Origin of the sequence: Flavobacterium sp. LM5, assembly GCF_002017945.1 — a bacterium.
Classification (GTDB): domain Bacteria; phylum Bacteroidota; class Bacteroidia; order Flavobacteriales; family Flavobacteriaceae; genus Flavobacterium; species Flavobacterium succinicans.
In genome coordinates this window covers 1668489-1686027 of record NZ_MUFX01000001.1, presented here as the reverse complement: position 1 = coordinate 1686027, position 17539 = coordinate 1668489, and the positions used below count along the sequence as shown (strand labels likewise).

The following is a 17539-nucleotide window of genomic DNA, read 5'->3' as shown; positions in this document are numbered from 1 at the left end:
TTTCTTTTTTGAAACACATTTAAACCATCCTTAATCTACTTTTAAAAACTACACTAATACCAATTTATAATTTTACAAAATGCTTAAAAAAACAAATTTATTTTCCAACATAACTGCAGACTTGTCCTCAGGACTAGTTGTCTTTTTAGTCGCCTTACCTTTATGTTTAGGTATCGCTCTTGCCTCTGGGGCACCATTATTTTCAGGAATTATATCAGGAATTGTAGGAGGAATCATTGTAGGAATGATCAGCCAATCACATATTAGTGTATCAGGTCCCGCTGCTGGTCTTACCGCTATAGTCTTAACTGCTATTACAGACTTAGGGGCATTCAACATATTTTTACTAGCTGTTTTTTTGGCTGGAATTTTTCAACTTATCTTAGGTTTTATAAAAGCTGGAAGTCTTTCAAATTACATTCCTAGTAACGTAATCGAAGGAATGCTTGCTGGTATAGGAGTGATTATTTTCTTTAAACAATTACCCTATGCATTGGGCATCAACTCCGGTTTAAATAACATTTCCTCTCCGTCTGAACTGCTAACTTCAATTCATTATGGATCCTTACTTATTACCATTATATCCGTTGCCCTACTATTATCATGGGATAAAATACCTTTCTTAAAAAAAATAAAACTTATACCAAGCGCTCTAGTAGTTGTTATTATTGGTATTTTAATAAATTACTTTTTTGTTTACACTGAAAGTTCTTTAGCCATTTCAAAAGATCAATTAGTTACACTTCCAATTCCTGAATCTATAGATGAACTAAAATCTATTTTTACCTCTCCAAATTTTTCAAGCATTACCAATCCAAAAGTTTGGAGTGTTGCCATTACCATTGCAATAGTGGCTTCTATAGAAACCTTATTATGTATTGAAGCTGCTGATAGAATTGATTTTCAAAAAAGGAACACCAATACGAATATCGAATTAATAGCACAAGGTACAGGTAATATAGTTTCATCCCTTTTAGGAGGACTACCCATGACTTCAGTAATTGTTAGAACCTCTGCCAATAATAACGCTGGTGCCCAAACTAAACTATCCACCATATTTCATGGTCTCCTTTTATTGGTTTGCGCAATTACCATTCCTTGGTTGTTAAATAAAATCCCACTAGCCACCCTAGCTTCAATTTTATTACTTATCGGTTACAAATTAGCTAATCCATCGGTCATAAAGCATTTTTGGCTGAAAGGCAAATATCAATTCATTCCGTTTATAGCCACCTTACTAGCTGTAGTGTTTATGGATTTATTAAAAGGAGTAGCGCTAGGAATCGTGATCAGTATCTTTTTTATCTTAAAAGGAAATCTCAAAAAAGCTTTTACATTAAGAAAAGACCATAACGAAGTCACCCATATTGATTTGGCCCAAGAAGTTTCTTTTTTAAACAAAGCTGAAATCAAGTCAACTTTAAACGAGATTCCAGAAAATACCAAAGTAATTATTAATGCCGTTGATACTGTTTACATTACGCATGATGTATTAGACATTCTTAAAGAGTTCCAAAACATACAATCTAAAAATCGTAATATTACAGTTGAATTAATTAATTTTAGAAAAGAATATCAACTTTAAAGCTTTACTCCTTTTTGAACAAAAACATATATTAATTTTTAAAGAATATGAGCGAATTTTATAAAAACATAATAGAAAAAAACAAAAAATGGGTAGAAGATTCTTTGGCTTTAGACCCTAATTGCTTTAAAGATTTAGCACAAGGCCAAAACCCTCCTTTGTTATGGATTGGTTGCTCTGACAGTCGAGTACCCGCAAATGAAATTATTGGCGCAAAACCAGGAGAAGTTTTTGTACACAGAAACATTGCCAATATGGTCATTCATACCGACATGAATATGCTAAGTGTATTGGATTATGCAGTTAATGTTTTAAAAGTAAAACATATAATTGTATGTGGTCATTATGGTTGTGGAGGTATTAAAGCCGCTATGGAAAACAATTCAATTGGATTAATCGACAATTGGATTCGTCATATTAAAGATGTTTACAGACATCATAAAGATGAATTAGACGACATTCAAAACACTGACGATCGATTTAATAAATTTGTGGAGTTGAACATCAAAGAACAAGTGTTTGACTTGGCCAAAACCTCAATAGTGCAATCTGCATGGAAAAGCAATCAAGCGCTCTCTTTACATGGTTGGGTATACGGATTAAACTCTGGCTATATAACCGATTTAAAGGTGAATATTAATTGTAATAAAGATTTGGATGAAGTATATCAATTGAATTTTTAAGACGCTCACAAAGTGGTCTTTGTAAGTTGTTGTTTTTTGGATATAACAAGCTATATTTTGAAAGTTTTAAAAAAAAATGTAACTTTAGTCTCAACCAACTTTAAAACAAATAGTTATGATCCGAAAAGCTACCCTCAATGATCTTGATTCCTTAGCCCTGATGTTTGATCAATATTTGGTTTTTTACAAAAAAAAATCTGATTTAGAACGCCATAAGAACTATTTGAAAGAACGATTAGAAAATAACGAAGCTATAGTATACATGGCTTTCGACGAACAAAACAATCCTATTGGATTTGTATTGAATTACATCACATTTTCATCTTTGTTGCTCAACAAAATCGTGATTCTTAATGATTTATTTGTGGATACTTCTTTAAGAAAAAACGGCACCGCTAAAAAACTTATTGAAGAGACCAAAGATTTAGCAAAAAAAATAGGCGCTCCTGTCATAAGATTAAGAACCGCTAAAAATAATTTTGCCGCTCAAAATCTATATCACAAAATGGGATTTGTTAGAGACGAACATCTATATGGCTATGATTTAGCAATCACTTTATAGATCTCCGATTTTTCGATATTAAATCGTAAAGCATAAAAAAACTCAGAATCAATACTTGATTTTGAGTTTTTTTTGAACTAAATAAAACATTATCACTCTACTTTCTTAAGAATATACAAGGAAGCTAAATCACCTTTAACTACCTCACCTTGTCTATCCAACTGAAACAATTGATTTTCTCCAACCTTATATTGATTAGGACTATAATACAAACCTGATAGAACCACTATAGAACCCGATTCATCCCAAGAAAATGCTCCTTTAATTTCATTTATTTCCCCAGAACCCTTACCTAAATACTTCGTTTTTAAAACAAAAGTACCATTAAGCAACAACGATAACTCTGTTTCAATACCTTCACAATTGGCACATGGAAGTACACCTTTATAAACGCCATTCCAATCCAAAGCGTTTTGCGAAGTATCTCCTTTGGGTATTATTTTTGAGGAAGAAACTCCATCAATAGCATTCAATTCGGTTACTGAATCATTTTGGGACACTTGTTGCTCTTGTTGTTTACATGAGAACAACAAGAATCCAGTTGCGAAAAAAAACAACACACTATATTTCATGGGATTTGAATTTTACGTTTAAACACCCCTACTAAGATCCGTCTTGAATCCATAGTATCTACTTTATAAATTTAAGAAAAAAAACAGACTTTCATTAGTAATACCTAATATTTAAATCAAGCAGGATCTTAATATGATACTATTTATCACAAATCCACTCCATAAAAACACGAAAAGAAATGCTTTCCTTTTAGCTAGTCGTTTTAATTATTTTTTCTCACTCACTAAGCCGGTGTAGCTTATACTTGCCCTATTGTTACTAGTAATCACTAAAGAACCTCCTCCGTCATTAAAAATGGTCAATAGGATTTTATAACTATCATTTTTCCCCTTTACGTTCGCCTTCAATTCATGTCCTTTTTTAGTTTTTTCAATGGTGTAAATATCCGGAACACCCTCAAATTTCAAACCACCCTCTCCGCCTCCATAAGGAAGACTACCTGTGGCTCGTCCAAAAAAAGGCATTTCACTTACAATCATTTCTGGAGAAAAAGAAATAAAATTAGGATTAGTGGTCAAATCAATACTTCTATATCCCATGGGAAAAGCTCTATTAGCCACAAATTGAAATTTTTGAGTAGCTAATAAACTTTCAATCTTTTTTTGCTGCGCAATCTTTTGATCATTTTTCAGTTCTTTTTTTGATTTTTCTTGAGCATAAGAAAATCCTGTAACCAATAACAACAATAAGACAACGTGTTTTTTCAATAATGTATTCATAAATTGTAAATTATAGAGTTAGTAAAATTGTAAGAATCCACAGCAGTATTATCGCCATTTCAAAAGTGAATAAACCTGAAAAAACAGGAATTTGGCGCAACAAAAAACAACATAGAATTATAAAAAACTAATCCAGAAAATGGATTTACTTTTATCCAAAACCTATAAAAAATTACAATTCTATGTTGCTATAGGATCAAATATCAATACTGAAACATGTATTTTTAAATGATAACAATATTATTTTTTCTCAAAACGCATCAAAGCCACGCCTTCACCTTCAAAAGTAAGTACCTTACCGTCTTCTGATATGGTATAAGTCGCTATTTTCTCAAGCATATTCATGTAAACCGAATCTCCATTTCCTTGACAAGCCATCATAGTCACGGCCATTTTACTGTCTTTAAACGAAATTTTATTACCTTCTACTTGTAGCGCACCTGTGTAATTATTACAACTATTATTTCCGAAAACTTTTTTACCCGCTAGGTCAAAGTTGATCGTAGGTTTAGCATCAGGATACAAGCCCTGAAATGCAATTCTTGGTCCGCTAATAAATGTCAATACCCATTCGCCTTGCAATGAATTAGCAGAATTTGTTGTATTTTTGGTGGTAGTACAAGAAGTGAATGTCATAAAAATTAATGCTGTTACTAGAGAAAAATTTTTCATTATGTATTTATTTATTGTTGAAATGTAAAATTACTAAAACCATACCAAAATCGTTTCGAAAGAATGCTATTTTAAAAAGTTTAATATTTAATTAAGAAAAAAATCAACCTCAAAAAAATGAAAATATTAGGAATTGGATCACGAATAGAACATGAAAAACACGGTAAAGGCGTAGTAACCAATGTTACCTCAACGCAATATTGGGTTACTTTCATAGATTCTGGATTAGAAACTATTGCATTGGACGAAACGTTCCATGTTATAGAAGCCGCGGAAAATGAAGTGGACACTATTAGTTTATACGAAATTGAAAATACGTTAAAAACAATTTTGAAAAAATGGTCCGATGTCTCAGAAATTGTTCCTTTGGCCGATAAATGGAAAGGCGGTAAAATTATTTTAGAACCTGGCCAACCTAGTTTAGCTTCAAAAGAAATTCCAATAGATACTTTTTTCCATAAAATAATAATGGTTAGAGATCGACTTAGAGTCATGGAACAAAAGATCAACTCAAGCAAAATAGAAGAATTAGAAAAAATTGAGTTGCAACAATATTTAACCCGTATCTATGGCACTTTAACTACTTTTAACGTGCTGTTCAAGTCGCCATCGCATAACTTTGTCGGTGAAAAAACAAAGTAATTTTCTTTATTTAAAAAATCATCAAAAAACATTATCTATGAAAAACAATAATAACCGCAGAGAATTTTTAAAAAAGACAGGTTTACTATCTACAGGAATTTTTATGGGAAGTTCTGTCCTACATTCCCTATTGGCTTCTAATTCGGTTTCCCAGGTACAAAACGAAGATGATTTTTTGCAAGCAGAAGATATTTTTACACTTCCAAAACTTCCTTATTCGTATGATGCTTTAGAACCGCATATTGATAAATTGACGATGGAAATTCATCATTCCAAACACCATCAAGCGTATATTACCAATCTGAACAAAGGAGTACAAAGTCTAGACAAAAATCTACAGGACAAAGCCCAGAATTTGAATTCGATTTTTGAAAACATGAAACTTTTCCCAGAAGCCATTCGTAATAATGCCGGTGGACATTATAATCATAGCTTGTTTTGGAATTTAATGAAACCTAATGGTGGCGGCAGTCCAAAAGGCAAATTAGCCGAAAGCATCAACCAAACTTTTGGTTCGTTTGACAACTTCAAAAAACAATTTTCTGAGGCGGCGGCAAAACGATTCGGTTCCGGATGGGCGTGGCTGGTGATTTCAGATGGAAAATTAGTAATCACTTCGACCCCAAATCAAGACAATCCGTTGATGAATTTACCAACTATTATTTCAAAAGGAAAACCAGTTTTGGCTTTAGATGTTTGGGAACACGCCTATTATCTTAAAAATCAAAACCGAAGAGCCGATTACATTGCTTCGTTTTGGAATGTAGTCAATTGGGAAGCTGCCGAAATAGCATTTAATTCTTAACTCAAAACATATGAATTCTAGTTAGAGCAACTAACCTATTAAAAGTGGTTGCTCTTTACTCAATCTTTTATCTTTTAAGATTATAATGAGATAAAAATAACCTACAAATTATAAATTATTAACTTTAGCTTTCTTTTATATTTAAATACACTCAACACGTAACATTCTTATTTTCAATATTTTACTTAGTCCAGAAAATAAAAATCACTGTTTCTTGCAGCATTCTGTCAAAAACAAAAAACAAGCTTCAGCTAGCGATCACAAAAGTTTAACTTAGACTTATCTTTGGTAATTATTAAATACCCTAGTTTTGCATTTTTAAATTACAACAATGATTAACCCTTCAGCTCCAGGTTGGATAGACAAATACTTCATTGAACAACCCTTTTCTGAAGTGCTTTCCCAAGAAAGCAAGGCCTCTTTTTATCTAAAAACCAGAGATACAGGTTTTATTTATGGTCATATTATTGCTTTTAATACCATAAATCCGATCGAATCAAAAAGATGGTTCAAAGAAGAAATTTCAAAAATTGCGTTGTTAAATACACTTTATGGCGCTTATTGTTTATTTGAAAAACAGACCGCTCCTGAAGCTTTTATTGCTAAAACACTTGATTTTTACAACCAAATGAATCCTTCTGGGTTCAATTTGTTTAAAAAAATATTACCCAAAAATAGCCGATCGCTTACACTTGAAAATTATATTAACGAAAGAGTACAAACCAATGATGGAATAATCAATAAAAATTTCTCTCATCTGGTAACTAATGCCCTTTTATTTATTGATGTTTTGGCGTTTTGTCGCTTTTTGCAACACGGAGAAATTCCAGAAAAATATTTAAAAAGAATCGAAGAAACCGTAGTCAATATTGTTGCTTTAGCTTTAAAAATAAAAAGTAATAAAAGTAATTATGATGATTTACTGATCAAACTTTTTGAAGCTTCCGTTCGTTATTCTAAATTTTCTAAAAATGCAGTAGTTACCTTAGAATCGTTAGAATTAGACTATTTTAGTCATGAATTAGAGCGAAAATACTTGATTGATGTCACTGGAATGGCCTTATGGAGTGATGGTATTATAGAAAAAGAAGAAGCCTATTTCTTGTATACTTTAGGTAGTATCTTGAGCGAAACTGATGAATTTGTGGAAGCATCTATTCACCACACTAACGATTTTATCAGCAATCATAAAAAAGAGATTCCGTATTTTAATTATTCCAATCCTGTAAAACACTTTTACGATCAAACTACCGAAAGTGTTGTGAATTTAGTCACTCGAAACAAAAATAGACTGGTTAAAGAAATCATGGAGAGTAAAGAGTTAATGGTCTTGTTGGCTCACTCCACCAGAAGGGATTTGAACGAAAAAGAAAAGAAAAAAATTCGAAAACAAGTCCTTGATATTTGCAAAACTATTCCTTCGCTTACTATATTTTTATTACCTGGAGGAAGTTTACTCTTACCTATTTTAATAAAATTTATCCCCACATTATTGCCTTCATCCTTTAATGAAAATCTCAATGAAGACTAATATAAAAAAAACGAAACCGTACGTTTCGTTTTTTTTTTTATGAGTACTATCGGGATGAGTTTAAGCTAACCAAGCTTGCATCATCCAAATCGTTTTTTCTTGTTCTACAATAAAGTCACTCATCATAGAACTCGTCCCTTCATCATTAATTTCTGAAGCATTTGCTAAAATTTGTCTTTCGATAGTTAATAATGCGGCTAATGATTCCACAATTAACTGAATGGCTTTTTCATCGTTTGAAATATTTTTACCAATTTCGATTTTGTTGTGCTTGATATAATCTTCAAAAGTATGCAAAGGCGTTCCACCAAGGGTCAAGACACGTTCTGCAATTAAATCAATTTTAATTTGAGAGTCGTTATACAATTCTTCAAATTTTACATGCAAATCAAAAAAACGTTTCCCGCGAATGTTCCAATGCATTCCTCTTAAACTTTGATAGTACACTTGAAAATTAGACAATAAAACATTTAATTCAAGTACAATTTTATCCGTTTCTTCGATTGGCAATCCTATAGTATTTAGTTTCATAATGTAAAAATTTTTATGTTTTCACAAATTTACAACCTTTACTTGGTATCTCTTTCCCAACAAATTGTTAGTTTTTATCCTTAAATTGGATAAAACTATCCGTTAATGATAAATCATTCCACAAAAAAAGCCTGTAAACTCAATTACAGGCTTTCGTTTTGTGTTAAAAAAATTATACGTTAAATCTAAAATGCATTACATCTCCATCTTTAACGATGTATTCTTTTCCTTCTACTTTAAATTTTCCAGCTTCCTTACATTTGGCTTCTGATCCGTACTGTACAAAATCTTCATAAGAAATTACTTCGGCACGAATAAATCCTTTTTCAAAATCGGTATGAATAACACCAGCTGCTTGAGGCGCAGTAGCTCCGATGTTAATGGTCCAAGCGCGCACTTCTTTTACACCGGCTGTAAAATAAGTTTGCTGTTTTAATAATTTGTAGGCTGCACGAATTAATACTGAAGCACCAGGCTCCTTCAAGCCCATATCTTCAAGAAAAACTTGGCGCTCTTCGTAGCTTTCTAGCTCCGTAATATCTGCCTCTGCTCCTACTGAAAGTACGATTACCTCTGCCTCTTCATCTTTTACCAATTCACGTACTTGGTCAACATATGCATTTCCATTTACCGCAGAATTTTCGTCAACATTACAAACATACAAAACAGGCTTTGCTGTAATCAATTGAAAACTTTCCATCAAAACTTCTTCTTCATTACTTTGAGGAAAAATAGTTCTAGCCGATTTGGCTTGCAAAAGTGCCTCTCTAATGCGATCCAATAAAGCTTTCTCAGTTTGCGCCTCTTTGTTTCCCGTTTTTGCCGCACGATTTACTTTTTCCAAACGTTTTTCAACATTCTCTAAATCTTTTAATTGCAATTCGATATCGATAGTTTCTTTATCTCGAATTGGGTTGACGTTACCGTCAACATGCACAATGTTATCGTTATCAAAACAACGTAAAACATGAATAATAGCGTTACACTCTCTAATGTTTCCTAAAAACTGATTTCCTAACCCCTCGCCCTTACTAGCTCCTTTTACCAAACCTGCAATATCAACAATATCAACTGTTGCCATTTGCACACGTTCTGGCTTTACCAACTCTTCTAATTTTTCAATTCTAGGATCGGGTACATTTACTACACCTATATTAGGTTCGATAGTACAAAATGGGAAGTTTGCACTTTGCGCTTTGGCATTTGACAAACAATTGAACAATGTGGATTTTCCAACATTAGGTAAGCCTACAATTCCTGCTTTCATAGTTTTTATTTTTCCGAGAATCAATTAACAATCCTCATTTTACTATTACATTTAAAAGTTTGCAAATATATGATTTAAAATATCCTAGTTGAAAACATTCTAAATTTAATTTAAATGACCATTTTAAAAAAAAATAAACAATCAAGATGTATTTTGTTAAAATTAAGCTATATTTAACATCATATTAACTTATTCAATAACCAAAAAATAACCATTTTATGAAAAAACTAAGCTTATTATTTTTTCTTTTATGCTCCTTTGTCATGGTAGCACAAAAAGAAGTAACTGGTATGGTAAAAGACAACCAAGGCAACCCGTTACCCGGTGTAAATATCATCGAAAAAGGGACTTCTAACGGTACCTCCACCGACATGGATGGAAAATACAAAATAAGGATTAACGAAGACTCCTTTTTGGTATTTAGCTATATTGGCTACACAACAGTAACTAAATCAACTGCAGGAATTGTACTTAACGTAACCCTAACAGAAGAAGGTTCTCAAAATCTTGAAGAAGTTGTGGTAACAGGTACAAGAACAGCGCCTAGAAGTAATACTACAACTGCTTTACCAATTGATGTACTTTCATCAAAAGATTTAGTTTCAACAGGACAAGCAACTTTTGACAAAGCATTGCAGTACAAAATTCCTTCTTTTAATACAGTACAAACGCCGGTAAACGATGCAACATCCTTATTAGATCCATATGAAATAAGAAACATGGGACCGAGTAGAACTTTAATTTTAATTAATGGTAAACGTAAAAACCTAAGTTCATTGGTGTATGTGCAAACATCGCCAGGACGTGGTGAAACTGGTGCTGATATCTCAGCTATTCCGACTGACGCTATCGAGAGAGTAGAAATTTTACGTGACGGAGCCTCTGCTCAATACGGATCGGATGCGATTGCAGGGGTTATGAATATCATTTTAAAGAAAAACAACAACTCTGGATCCGCTACTCTTAGAAGTGGTATCACCACAGAGGGAGATGGAGAAATGTTAGGCATTAGCATCAATAACGGAACTACTGTTGGCGAAAAAGGTTTTTTAAACTATACTTTAGATTTCTCAAAAGTAAAATTAGCCAATCGTCCAGGTACAGTTGATGCCGCTGGCGAAGCAAGTGACTTTGGTGCTGACTTATCTGACGTTCAAGCTTTTTTAGCAAAATACCCTGATGCTGGAAACATTAACGGGGCACCAGAAACTCTTGCTGCAAAATTCTTAGTAAACGGAGGTAGAGACCTAAGTGATAATACTCAATTATACTATAATGCTGCATATGTTTACAAAAAAGTAAGCTCTTTTGCTAATTACAGAACTCCTTACTGGAGAACATTAGATCCAACAAATCCATATCTAAATGATTTTTTCGGAAACGGAAATGATGCAAATCCTTCATATAAAGGTTATGTACCTACATTTGTTGGAGATCTTAACGATTACAATGCTACCCTAGGCTTCAAAAACCAAACCAATGGATGGAATACTGACGGAAGTATCACTGTAGGTGGAAACAGTCAAATCTATACTGTAGAAAATTCTCAAAACAGATCTGATATTAAAGATAGTAACAACCAAAATGTATATAAAGAGAACTCTCCTATTACTTTCAAACCAGGTGGAACAAAATTCAACCATGTTGTTGGTAATATCGATATTTCTAAAAACTTATCCGACAAAGTTAGTATTGGTTTTGGATCAGAATTTAGAACAGAAACTTTTGAAGTGATCGAAGGAGAAAAAGCCTCTTGGGATGGCTTTGGTGCTGACTCCTTTGCAGGAAACAGACCTGAAAACTCTGGAAAATGGAATCGTTATAATTTAGGTTTCTATGCTGATATTGCTTTTGATGTTACTGAAGACTTTTTATTAAATGGAACCTTACGCCATGAAGAATATAGTGATTTTGGTGGAGCTACTGTGTGGAAATTAAGTACTCGCTACAAATTTCTTGATGATAAAATCACTTTAAGAGGATCTGTATCTACTGGATTTAGAGCCCCTACTTTACACCAAATTTATACCCAAAAAGCACAATATTCTTTCGTAGCTGGACAAGGTATTCAGGTAAGTGGAATTATAAATAACGTATCACCACAAGCACGCATTCTTGGAATACCTTCTTTAAAAGCTGAAAACTCCACCAATATTACGGTAGGAATTGGAGCTAAACCATCCAAAAACTTCAACTTCACAATTGATTATTACAACATCAAAGTAGAAGACAGAATAGTATTAGGAGACAGACAAGACAAAACCATTAATGGTGTAGTTTCGAATGTAGCTTGGTTCTCCAATTCATTCGATTCTAGAACTTCTGGATTAGACTTTGTAGCTAATTACAATAATTTAGAAATTGGATCAGGAAAATTAGGATTTAATTTATCTGGAAATATAACCTTGCAAAATGAAAGAATTTCTGATGTAAGAAACAACTCATTTGGTCCTATTTTAGATGCCTTAACATTCACTTCAAGACCTGAAACCAAATGGATATTGGGTGCTAACTATGAAATTGGCAAATTTGGATTCTCGCTTAATAACACCTATTTTGGAAAAACTACTTTCAAGCAAGATGGTATGAGTAATGATTTGAGAACAGAATTTATACCAAAAATCGTAACCGATCTAGGAATTAATTTCAATGCTACTGACAAACTAACTCTAGCATTGAACGTGAACAACTTATTGAATGTTTTACCAGAATGGGAATTCAAAGCTGAAAATGCAGCGGGTCAAGCTATTTTAAACGATCCATTGCAAACCAAAGCACAATTCAATTTGATTACGTTTAACGGACGTTATTCTCAAATGACTTATGATGGATATCACTTTAGCCAATTGGGAACCATGTTAAACTTATCACTTAACTATAAATTCTAATTTTTTTCAAATTAAAAAACAAAGGGTTGTCATTTCGACAGCCCTTTTCTTTTGAAAAATCACTATATTTATTGCACTTAAAAAATACAGTATGAGCGATTTATACAAAAATGAAATGGCCAGCATATACGACGCGATGTACCAAACTTTCATTGATTATCCTCAGGAGTTTAAATTTTACAATGAAATTTTGCAAAAAAACAAGTGCCAATCGGTTCTTGAATTAGGAAGCGGAACAGGAAATTTAGCCCAACTTTTCTCAAACAACTTGATGGATTACACTGGATTAGACGTTAGCGAAGACATGATTGCAATTGCACAAAAGAAAGCACCAAACAGCTGTTTTATTCATGAGGACATGCGAGAATTTGTTTTACAAACCCCAGTACAAGCCATAATAATTACTGGACGATCTACCAGTTATTTAATTTCGAACGAAGATGTGTATTATTGCTTTGAATCGGCGCAACAAAACCTATGTGACAACGGTATATTTGTATTTGATTTTATCGATGCCAACAGATACATTCCATACACAGAAAAGAACACCAAAATACTTCACAAAGCCCAATACGAAGACAAGCAGTATTATCGAGAAAGCAATTGGAAAATTACAACTGCTGACAATTTTTTGATGGAATGGACTGCAGTGTATTACATTGTAAACAACCAACAAAAAGAAATCATAGCCGAGGATTTCTCTACGGTTAGAGTATTCACATTGAATGAAATGCAATTGTTTTTACAACTCAAAGGTTTTGAGATTTTAGAGGTCATTGATCGTAAAACATATGCCTATGACACCTTTGTGATCGTGGCTCAAAAAAAACAATCACGATAAGTTGCTCAAAGAATCGATGGAGCCTTAGTAAAACTTAGTTGGATTTGATCAACTCAATAATACGTTGTTCCTCATCGGTAGCCGCTAAGCCTGAAAAATCCCAGTAATTTGTCAAAACACTATTCCCTTTATTGATCAGGGTTTTATCCTTAAACACTTGTGGTTCTCTGTAGGTATAATTCTGATTGCTAAAATTGGTCGTCACCAAATAATTCTTAACCTCGATGTTTTTAATTCCTTTTTTATACTGCTTTTCAAAACCAATTTCTTCTTTGGAACTCACTAAAAAATAATTAGTATCTTCAACTCTGTAGGTAGTTTTAAAATCAGATTTATAAACATTTTTAGTCCCTTTTCTTTGAATCAAGTTATTAGCCAAGTTACCTTGAAATATTTTGGAACTTACTTCAATAATTAATTTCTTTTGATTGTCATAAATCACCCTATACTCGTCTAAAACCTCCTTTGAATTATCAAGTGGCGTGGCAGTTAACACATAATACGCATCATTTTCAGAATACGATCGAATCAAAAAGTAATATTTATCTTTAAATTTAGGATCTAAAACAGGAGCCAAATACTTAAAACTATAATAATTTTCCATAATATTATTTAAGTTGTAACCCAACAAATCAGGACTTACCTCTTGATCAATAGTACCAAAAGAGCGATTTTGCTCGACTAAAATAGTAGCATTCACTTTCTTTTGATTGGTAGCCAATTGAAAATTAAGCAATCCATCGGTATAATAAGAATAGACACCGTTGTGTTTAAAAAATTCACGACTATAAACTTTCAAACGAGCCGGAATATTTAGACTCTTAATGGAATTAGACACTAAGCTTTTTAGAATTTTTTGTGGGTGTTGTCGTGTCACAATTAATTCGTCTAATTTGTTAAGACTGCTTTTCAAATAAACAACTGCATTATTTTGCTTCAATACAGCCGCTTTTACTACCAATTCTTCATACGAAGGATGTGATAGTTTTAAAGCCGAGCCTCCTGTAATCATAAAGCTTACCTCACCCTGCTGATTACTCAACAAAATCTGTTTGGTTTTTAACACCAAAACCGAAACCTCTTCTATTGGCAACTGCGTATCGATATCTTTAATAAGTATCGTTTTCTCAACTTTTTGAGCCACGACCAAATTAGCAAACAAAAAGAAAAATAATACATTCTTCATAAACAAAGTTTTAATATTCAGAAAATTACGAAAAAGCATTTTACAACAACATAAACATATACAAAAAAACGTAATAAAAATACTAAAATTCAAAAATAAATCCCAATCCTTTAATCTAAGACCTAGGTGAATAAACCTGAACTTGGTTGTATAAAACAAAAAAACCTGAGTAAACTCAGGTTGTATAGGGTATCAAAAAACAGGCTATTCGTTATGTAAAAACGATTGTCGGTTCAATAATGTTTCATCAGATTCGACGTGGTTGTCATCAGGAATACAACAATCAACAGGACAAACAGCTGCACATTGCGGTTCATCATGAAATCCTTTACACTCTGTACATTTACCAGGTACAATGTAATACACTTCATCAGAAATTGGAGTTTGAGCCGCATCAGCATCAATTTCGGTACCATCGGGTAAAATTACCTTTCCTTTTAACTTGGTTCCGTCTTTGTAACGCCAATCATCCGCACCTTCATAAATTGCAGTATTTGGACATTCTGGTTCACAAGCCCCACAGTTAATGCATTCGTCTGTAATAATAATCGCCATCTTTAACTAAATTTTTTAATTAAAATCCTACTAAGTATTGTTTTTTAATTTGAACTTCATAATAAAAAAACAACTATTGTCATTCGCTTCTAAAAAGCCTATTTTTGTGCAAAATTACAATCAAAAGATTTCATACACAAGCAATATGACATTAGAAACAAAAAAAAGTAAATTTGTTGAATTGGGTAAATTCTTAAGTCAATTTCCTTCTTTAGAAAATCCAATCAAAAATGAAGCACAAGGCAACGATCTCTTTTTTGACGAATGTCTTAATCTAATTGCTCTTTCTCAGTCGCATAATGGTTGGTACACACCCGAGCAAGTTTGTTTCACTTTTCAATCTTGGGCAAAGGCTTTGACTGAAGACAAATTAAACCAATGGCTTTCTAATTATGAATTAACAACTATATCGTCCAAAACCATTGCGCTGATATTGGCAGGAAATATTCCTTTGGTAGGTTTTCATGATTTTTTATCGGTATTGATTTCGGGACATAATGTTCTAGTAAAGACCTCTTCGAATGATCAGCATTTACTTCCGTTTATAGCGAAATACCTAATACACATTGCTCCTGAATTCAAAGAGAAAATCACTTTTGTGGAAGGAAAATTAGAAAATTTTGATGCCGTTATCGCAACAGGAAGTAATAATACTGCTCGCTATTTTGAATATTATTTCAAAGACAAACCATCCATTATTAGAAAAAACCGAAACTCGGTGGCATTGCTTACTGGTGAAGAAACTCGTGAACAACTAGAAGCTTTGGAGAAGATATTTTCCGCTATTTTGGTTTAGGTTGCCGTAATGTTTCTAAACTATTTGTTCCCAAAGACTATTCATTTGTAGCCTTTTTTGAGGCCATTTTCAAGTATAAAGATGTAATCGAATATGAAAAATACGCCAATAATTACGACTATAACAAAGCCGTCTTTTTGATGAGTAATTTCAAGCTGTTAGACAATGGCTTTTTAACACTAAAAGAAGACCCTGGATACGCCTCCCCGATATCGAGTACGTTTTATGAATACTACGAAAACGTTGGAGTTATTACCGAGCGCTTACGTCATGAAAATGAACACATTCAATGTATTGTTTCCAATAATTTAACTACCAACAGCATCCCATTTGGCCACACCCAAACCCCTGAATTATGGGATTATGCAGATAATATAGATACTATTTCATTTTTACTAACAATAAAGTAAAAAATTGTATAATTATTTCGAATAATTCAGCTTGATTTCAGGTATGATTGTCGAAATTTGCATTTTTAAATTTTCGGATACTTACAAACCATGAAAAAACACAACTACAGCGCAGGACCCAGTATTTTAACTCAAGAAGTTTTTGAAAAATCAGCACAAGCTATTTTAGACTTCAATAACTCAGGGTTATCCATTTTAGAAATTTCACACCGCAGTAAAGACTTTGTTGCCGTAATGGAAGAAGCGAGAGCTCTTGCTTTAGACTTATTGGGTCTAACAGGCAAAGGCTACCAAGCTTTATTCTTGGCCGGAGGAGCTAGTTTAGAGTTTATTATGGCGCCTTACAACTTGATGAAAGAAGGAGGCAAAGCGGCCTATTTAGATTCTGGAACTTGGGCTAGTGCTGCCATTAAAGAAGCTAAAACTTTTGGAGAAACGGTAATCGTGGCATCCTCCAAAGAACAAAACTACAATCATATTCCAAAAGGGTATACTGTGCCTGAAGATGCAGATTATTTTCACTGTACGAGCAACAACACCATTTTTGGAACACAAATGAAAGAATTTCCAAAATTGAATATTCCAATCGTATGTGATATGAGTTCGGATATTTTTTCTCGTGTTTTGGATTTCACACAATTTGATATTATTTACGCAGGTGCTCAAAAAAATATGGGACCAGCAGGAACAACTTTAGTAGTGATTAAAGAAGAGATTTTGGGCAAAAATGGTCGCGTGATTCCAAGTATGTTGGATTATGCTAAACACATCAAAGCAGAGAGTATGTACAATACTCCACCAGTTTTCCCGGTATACACTTCGCTATTGACTTTGCAATGGTTGAAAAACTTGGGAGGTGTAGCTGCCATCGAAAAAATCAATAATGAAAAAGCGGCTTTATTGTACAATGAAATCGACAGAAATCCATTGTTTAGAGGAACAGCTGCTATAGAAGACCGTTCGAATATGAACGTAACTTTCTTATTGAACGACGAAGCGCATAAAGACACTTTTGACGCAATGTGGAAAGCTGCTAACATTTCTGGTCTTCCAGGACACCGTTCTGTAGGAGGTTATAGAGCGTCTATCTACAATGCGATGCCAATAGAAAGTGTTCAAGTTTTGGTTGATGTTATGAAAGCGTTGGAAGCAGCGGTTTAATCGCTTAAACCAAATTTTCTTAAAAGCACACTCCCCTAGCCCCGATAGCAGTGGATATCCTTTTCTATTTTTTCTTTAAAAATAGAAAAGATAAGAACGGATAGCGGGATTAGCTCCTAAAAAAAATAAAAA

General features: G+C 33.2%; 16 protein-coding genes and 1 pseudogene. 10 read left to right on the top strand and 7 right to left on the bottom strand.

The window, feature by feature from the left end:
- Positions 1-79: 79 nt before the first annotated feature.
- The 3 genes from BXU11_RS07190 to BXU11_RS07180 all read left to right on the top strand — a co-directional run bounded on the left by BXU11_RS07190 (position 80) and on the right by BXU11_RS07180 (position 2830).
- Complete coding sequence (locus tag BXU11_RS07190; protein WP_078211586.1) at positions 80-1585, top strand: SulP family inorganic anion transporter; 1506 nt, start codon at positions 80-82, stop codon at positions 1583-1585.
- Between the two features lie 47 nt (positions 1586-1632).
- Entirely contained in the window at positions 1633-2268 is a 636-nt protein-coding gene (gene can / locus BXU11_RS07185) for a carbonate dehydratase (RefSeq protein ID WP_024981033.1), read from the top strand.
- Between the two features lie 115 nt (positions 2269-2383).
- Entirely contained in the window at positions 2384-2830 is a 447-nt protein-coding gene (locus BXU11_RS07180) for a GNAT family N-acetyltransferase (protein WP_078211585.1), read from the top strand.
- A 92-nt stretch (positions 2831-2922) separates the two neighbouring features.
- Here BXU11_RS07180 and BXU11_RS07175 read toward each other — a convergent pair whose 3' ends face one another.
- The 3 genes from BXU11_RS07175 to BXU11_RS07165 all read right to left on the bottom strand — a co-directional run bounded on the left by BXU11_RS07175 (position 2923) and on the right by BXU11_RS07165 (position 4794).
- Complete coding sequence (locus BXU11_RS07175; protein ID WP_078211583.1) at positions 2923-3402, bottom strand: copper resistance protein NlpE; 480 nt, start codon at positions 3400-3402, stop codon at positions 2923-2925.
- A gap of 207 nt (positions 3403-3609) precedes the next feature.
- Positions 3610-4122, bottom strand: a complete 513-nt coding sequence (locus BXU11_RS07170) for a DUF4251 domain-containing protein (RefSeq protein ID WP_078211581.1) — start codon at positions 4120-4122, stop codon at positions 3610-3612.
- A gap of 240 nt (positions 4123-4362) precedes the next feature.
- Positions 4363-4794 (bottom strand): META domain-containing protein, encoded by a 432-nt coding sequence (locus BXU11_RS07165; protein WP_223253689.1) that lies wholly within the window; start codon positions 4792-4794, stop codon positions 4363-4365.
- Positions 4795-4911: 117 nt separating this feature from the next.
- On the opposite strand from BXU11_RS07165, the gene BXU11_RS07160 reads away from it, so the two are divergent.
- The 3 genes from BXU11_RS07160 (at position 4912) to BXU11_RS07150 (ending at position 7772) form a co-directional block, all read left to right on the top strand.
- Positions 4912-5436 (top strand): hypothetical protein, encoded by a 525-nt coding sequence (locus BXU11_RS07160; protein ID WP_024981038.1) that lies wholly within the window; start codon positions 4912-4914, stop codon positions 5434-5436.
- A gap of 37 nt (positions 5437-5473) precedes the next feature.
- Complete coding sequence (locus BXU11_RS07155; protein WP_223253688.1) at positions 5474-6241, top strand: superoxide dismutase; 768 nt, start codon at positions 5474-5476, stop codon at positions 6239-6241.
- Positions 6242-6572: 331 nt separating this feature from the next.
- Positions 6573-7772, top strand: coding sequence for an LETM1-related biofilm-associated protein (locus BXU11_RS07150; protein ID WP_078211577.1), 1200 nt, complete (start codon positions 6573-6575; stop codon positions 7770-7772).
- A 60-nt stretch (positions 7773-7832) separates the two neighbouring features.
- On the opposite strand, the gene BXU11_RS07145 is transcribed toward BXU11_RS07150, so the two are convergent.
- Positions 7833-8303: a Dps family protein gene (locus BXU11_RS07145; protein WP_024981042.1), complete on the bottom strand. Its 471-nt coding sequence runs from the start codon at positions 8301-8303 to the stop codon at positions 7833-7835.
- Between the two features lie 172 nt (positions 8304-8475).
- Positions 8476-9570: a redox-regulated ATPase YchF gene (ychF, locus tag BXU11_RS07140; RefSeq protein WP_024981043.1), complete on the bottom strand. Its 1095-nt coding sequence runs from the start codon at positions 9568-9570 to the stop codon at positions 8476-8478.
- 218 nt (positions 9571-9788) lie between these two features.
- On the opposite strand from ychF, the gene BXU11_RS07135 reads away from it, so the two are divergent.
- Together BXU11_RS07135 and BXU11_RS07130 are read left to right on the top strand one after the other, a co-directional pair.
- Positions 9789-12458, top strand: a complete 2670-nt coding sequence (locus tag BXU11_RS07135) for a TonB-dependent receptor (RefSeq protein WP_078211576.1) — start codon at positions 9789-9791, stop codon at positions 12456-12458.
- Positions 12459-12549: 91 nt separating this feature from the next.
- Positions 12550-13299, top strand: coding sequence for a class I SAM-dependent methyltransferase (locus BXU11_RS07130; protein WP_078211574.1), 750 nt, complete (start codon positions 12550-12552; stop codon positions 13297-13299).
- A 34-nt stretch (positions 13300-13333) separates the two neighbouring features.
- On the opposite strand, the gene BXU11_RS07125 is transcribed toward BXU11_RS07130, so the two are convergent.
- Together BXU11_RS07125 and BXU11_RS07120 are read right to left on the bottom strand one after the other, a co-directional pair.
- Positions 13334-14485 carry a hypothetical protein gene (locus BXU11_RS07125; protein WP_078212144.1) on the bottom strand — a complete coding sequence of 384 codons (1152 nt, stop codon included), beginning with the start codon at positions 14483-14485 and terminating at the stop codon, positions 13334-13336.
- Between the two features lie 204 nt (positions 14486-14689).
- Positions 14690-15040 (bottom strand): 4Fe-4S dicluster domain-containing protein, encoded by a 351-nt coding sequence (locus BXU11_RS07120; protein WP_024981047.1) that lies wholly within the window; start codon positions 15038-15040, stop codon positions 14690-14692.
- 145 nt (positions 15041-15185) lie between these two features.
- Here BXU11_RS07120 and BXU11_RS07115 point away from each other — a divergent pair.
- Together BXU11_RS07115 and serC are read left to right on the top strand one after the other, a co-directional pair.
- Positions 15186-16246 (top strand): annotated as a pseudogene (locus tag BXU11_RS07115) (acyl-CoA reductase).
- A 90-nt stretch (positions 16247-16336) separates the two neighbouring features.
- Positions 16337-17407 (top strand): 3-phosphoserine/phosphohydroxythreonine transaminase, encoded by a 1071-nt coding sequence (gene serC / locus BXU11_RS07110; RefSeq protein ID WP_078211572.1) that lies wholly within the window; start codon positions 16337-16339, stop codon positions 17405-17407.
- Positions 17408-17539 lie beyond the last annotated feature (132 nt).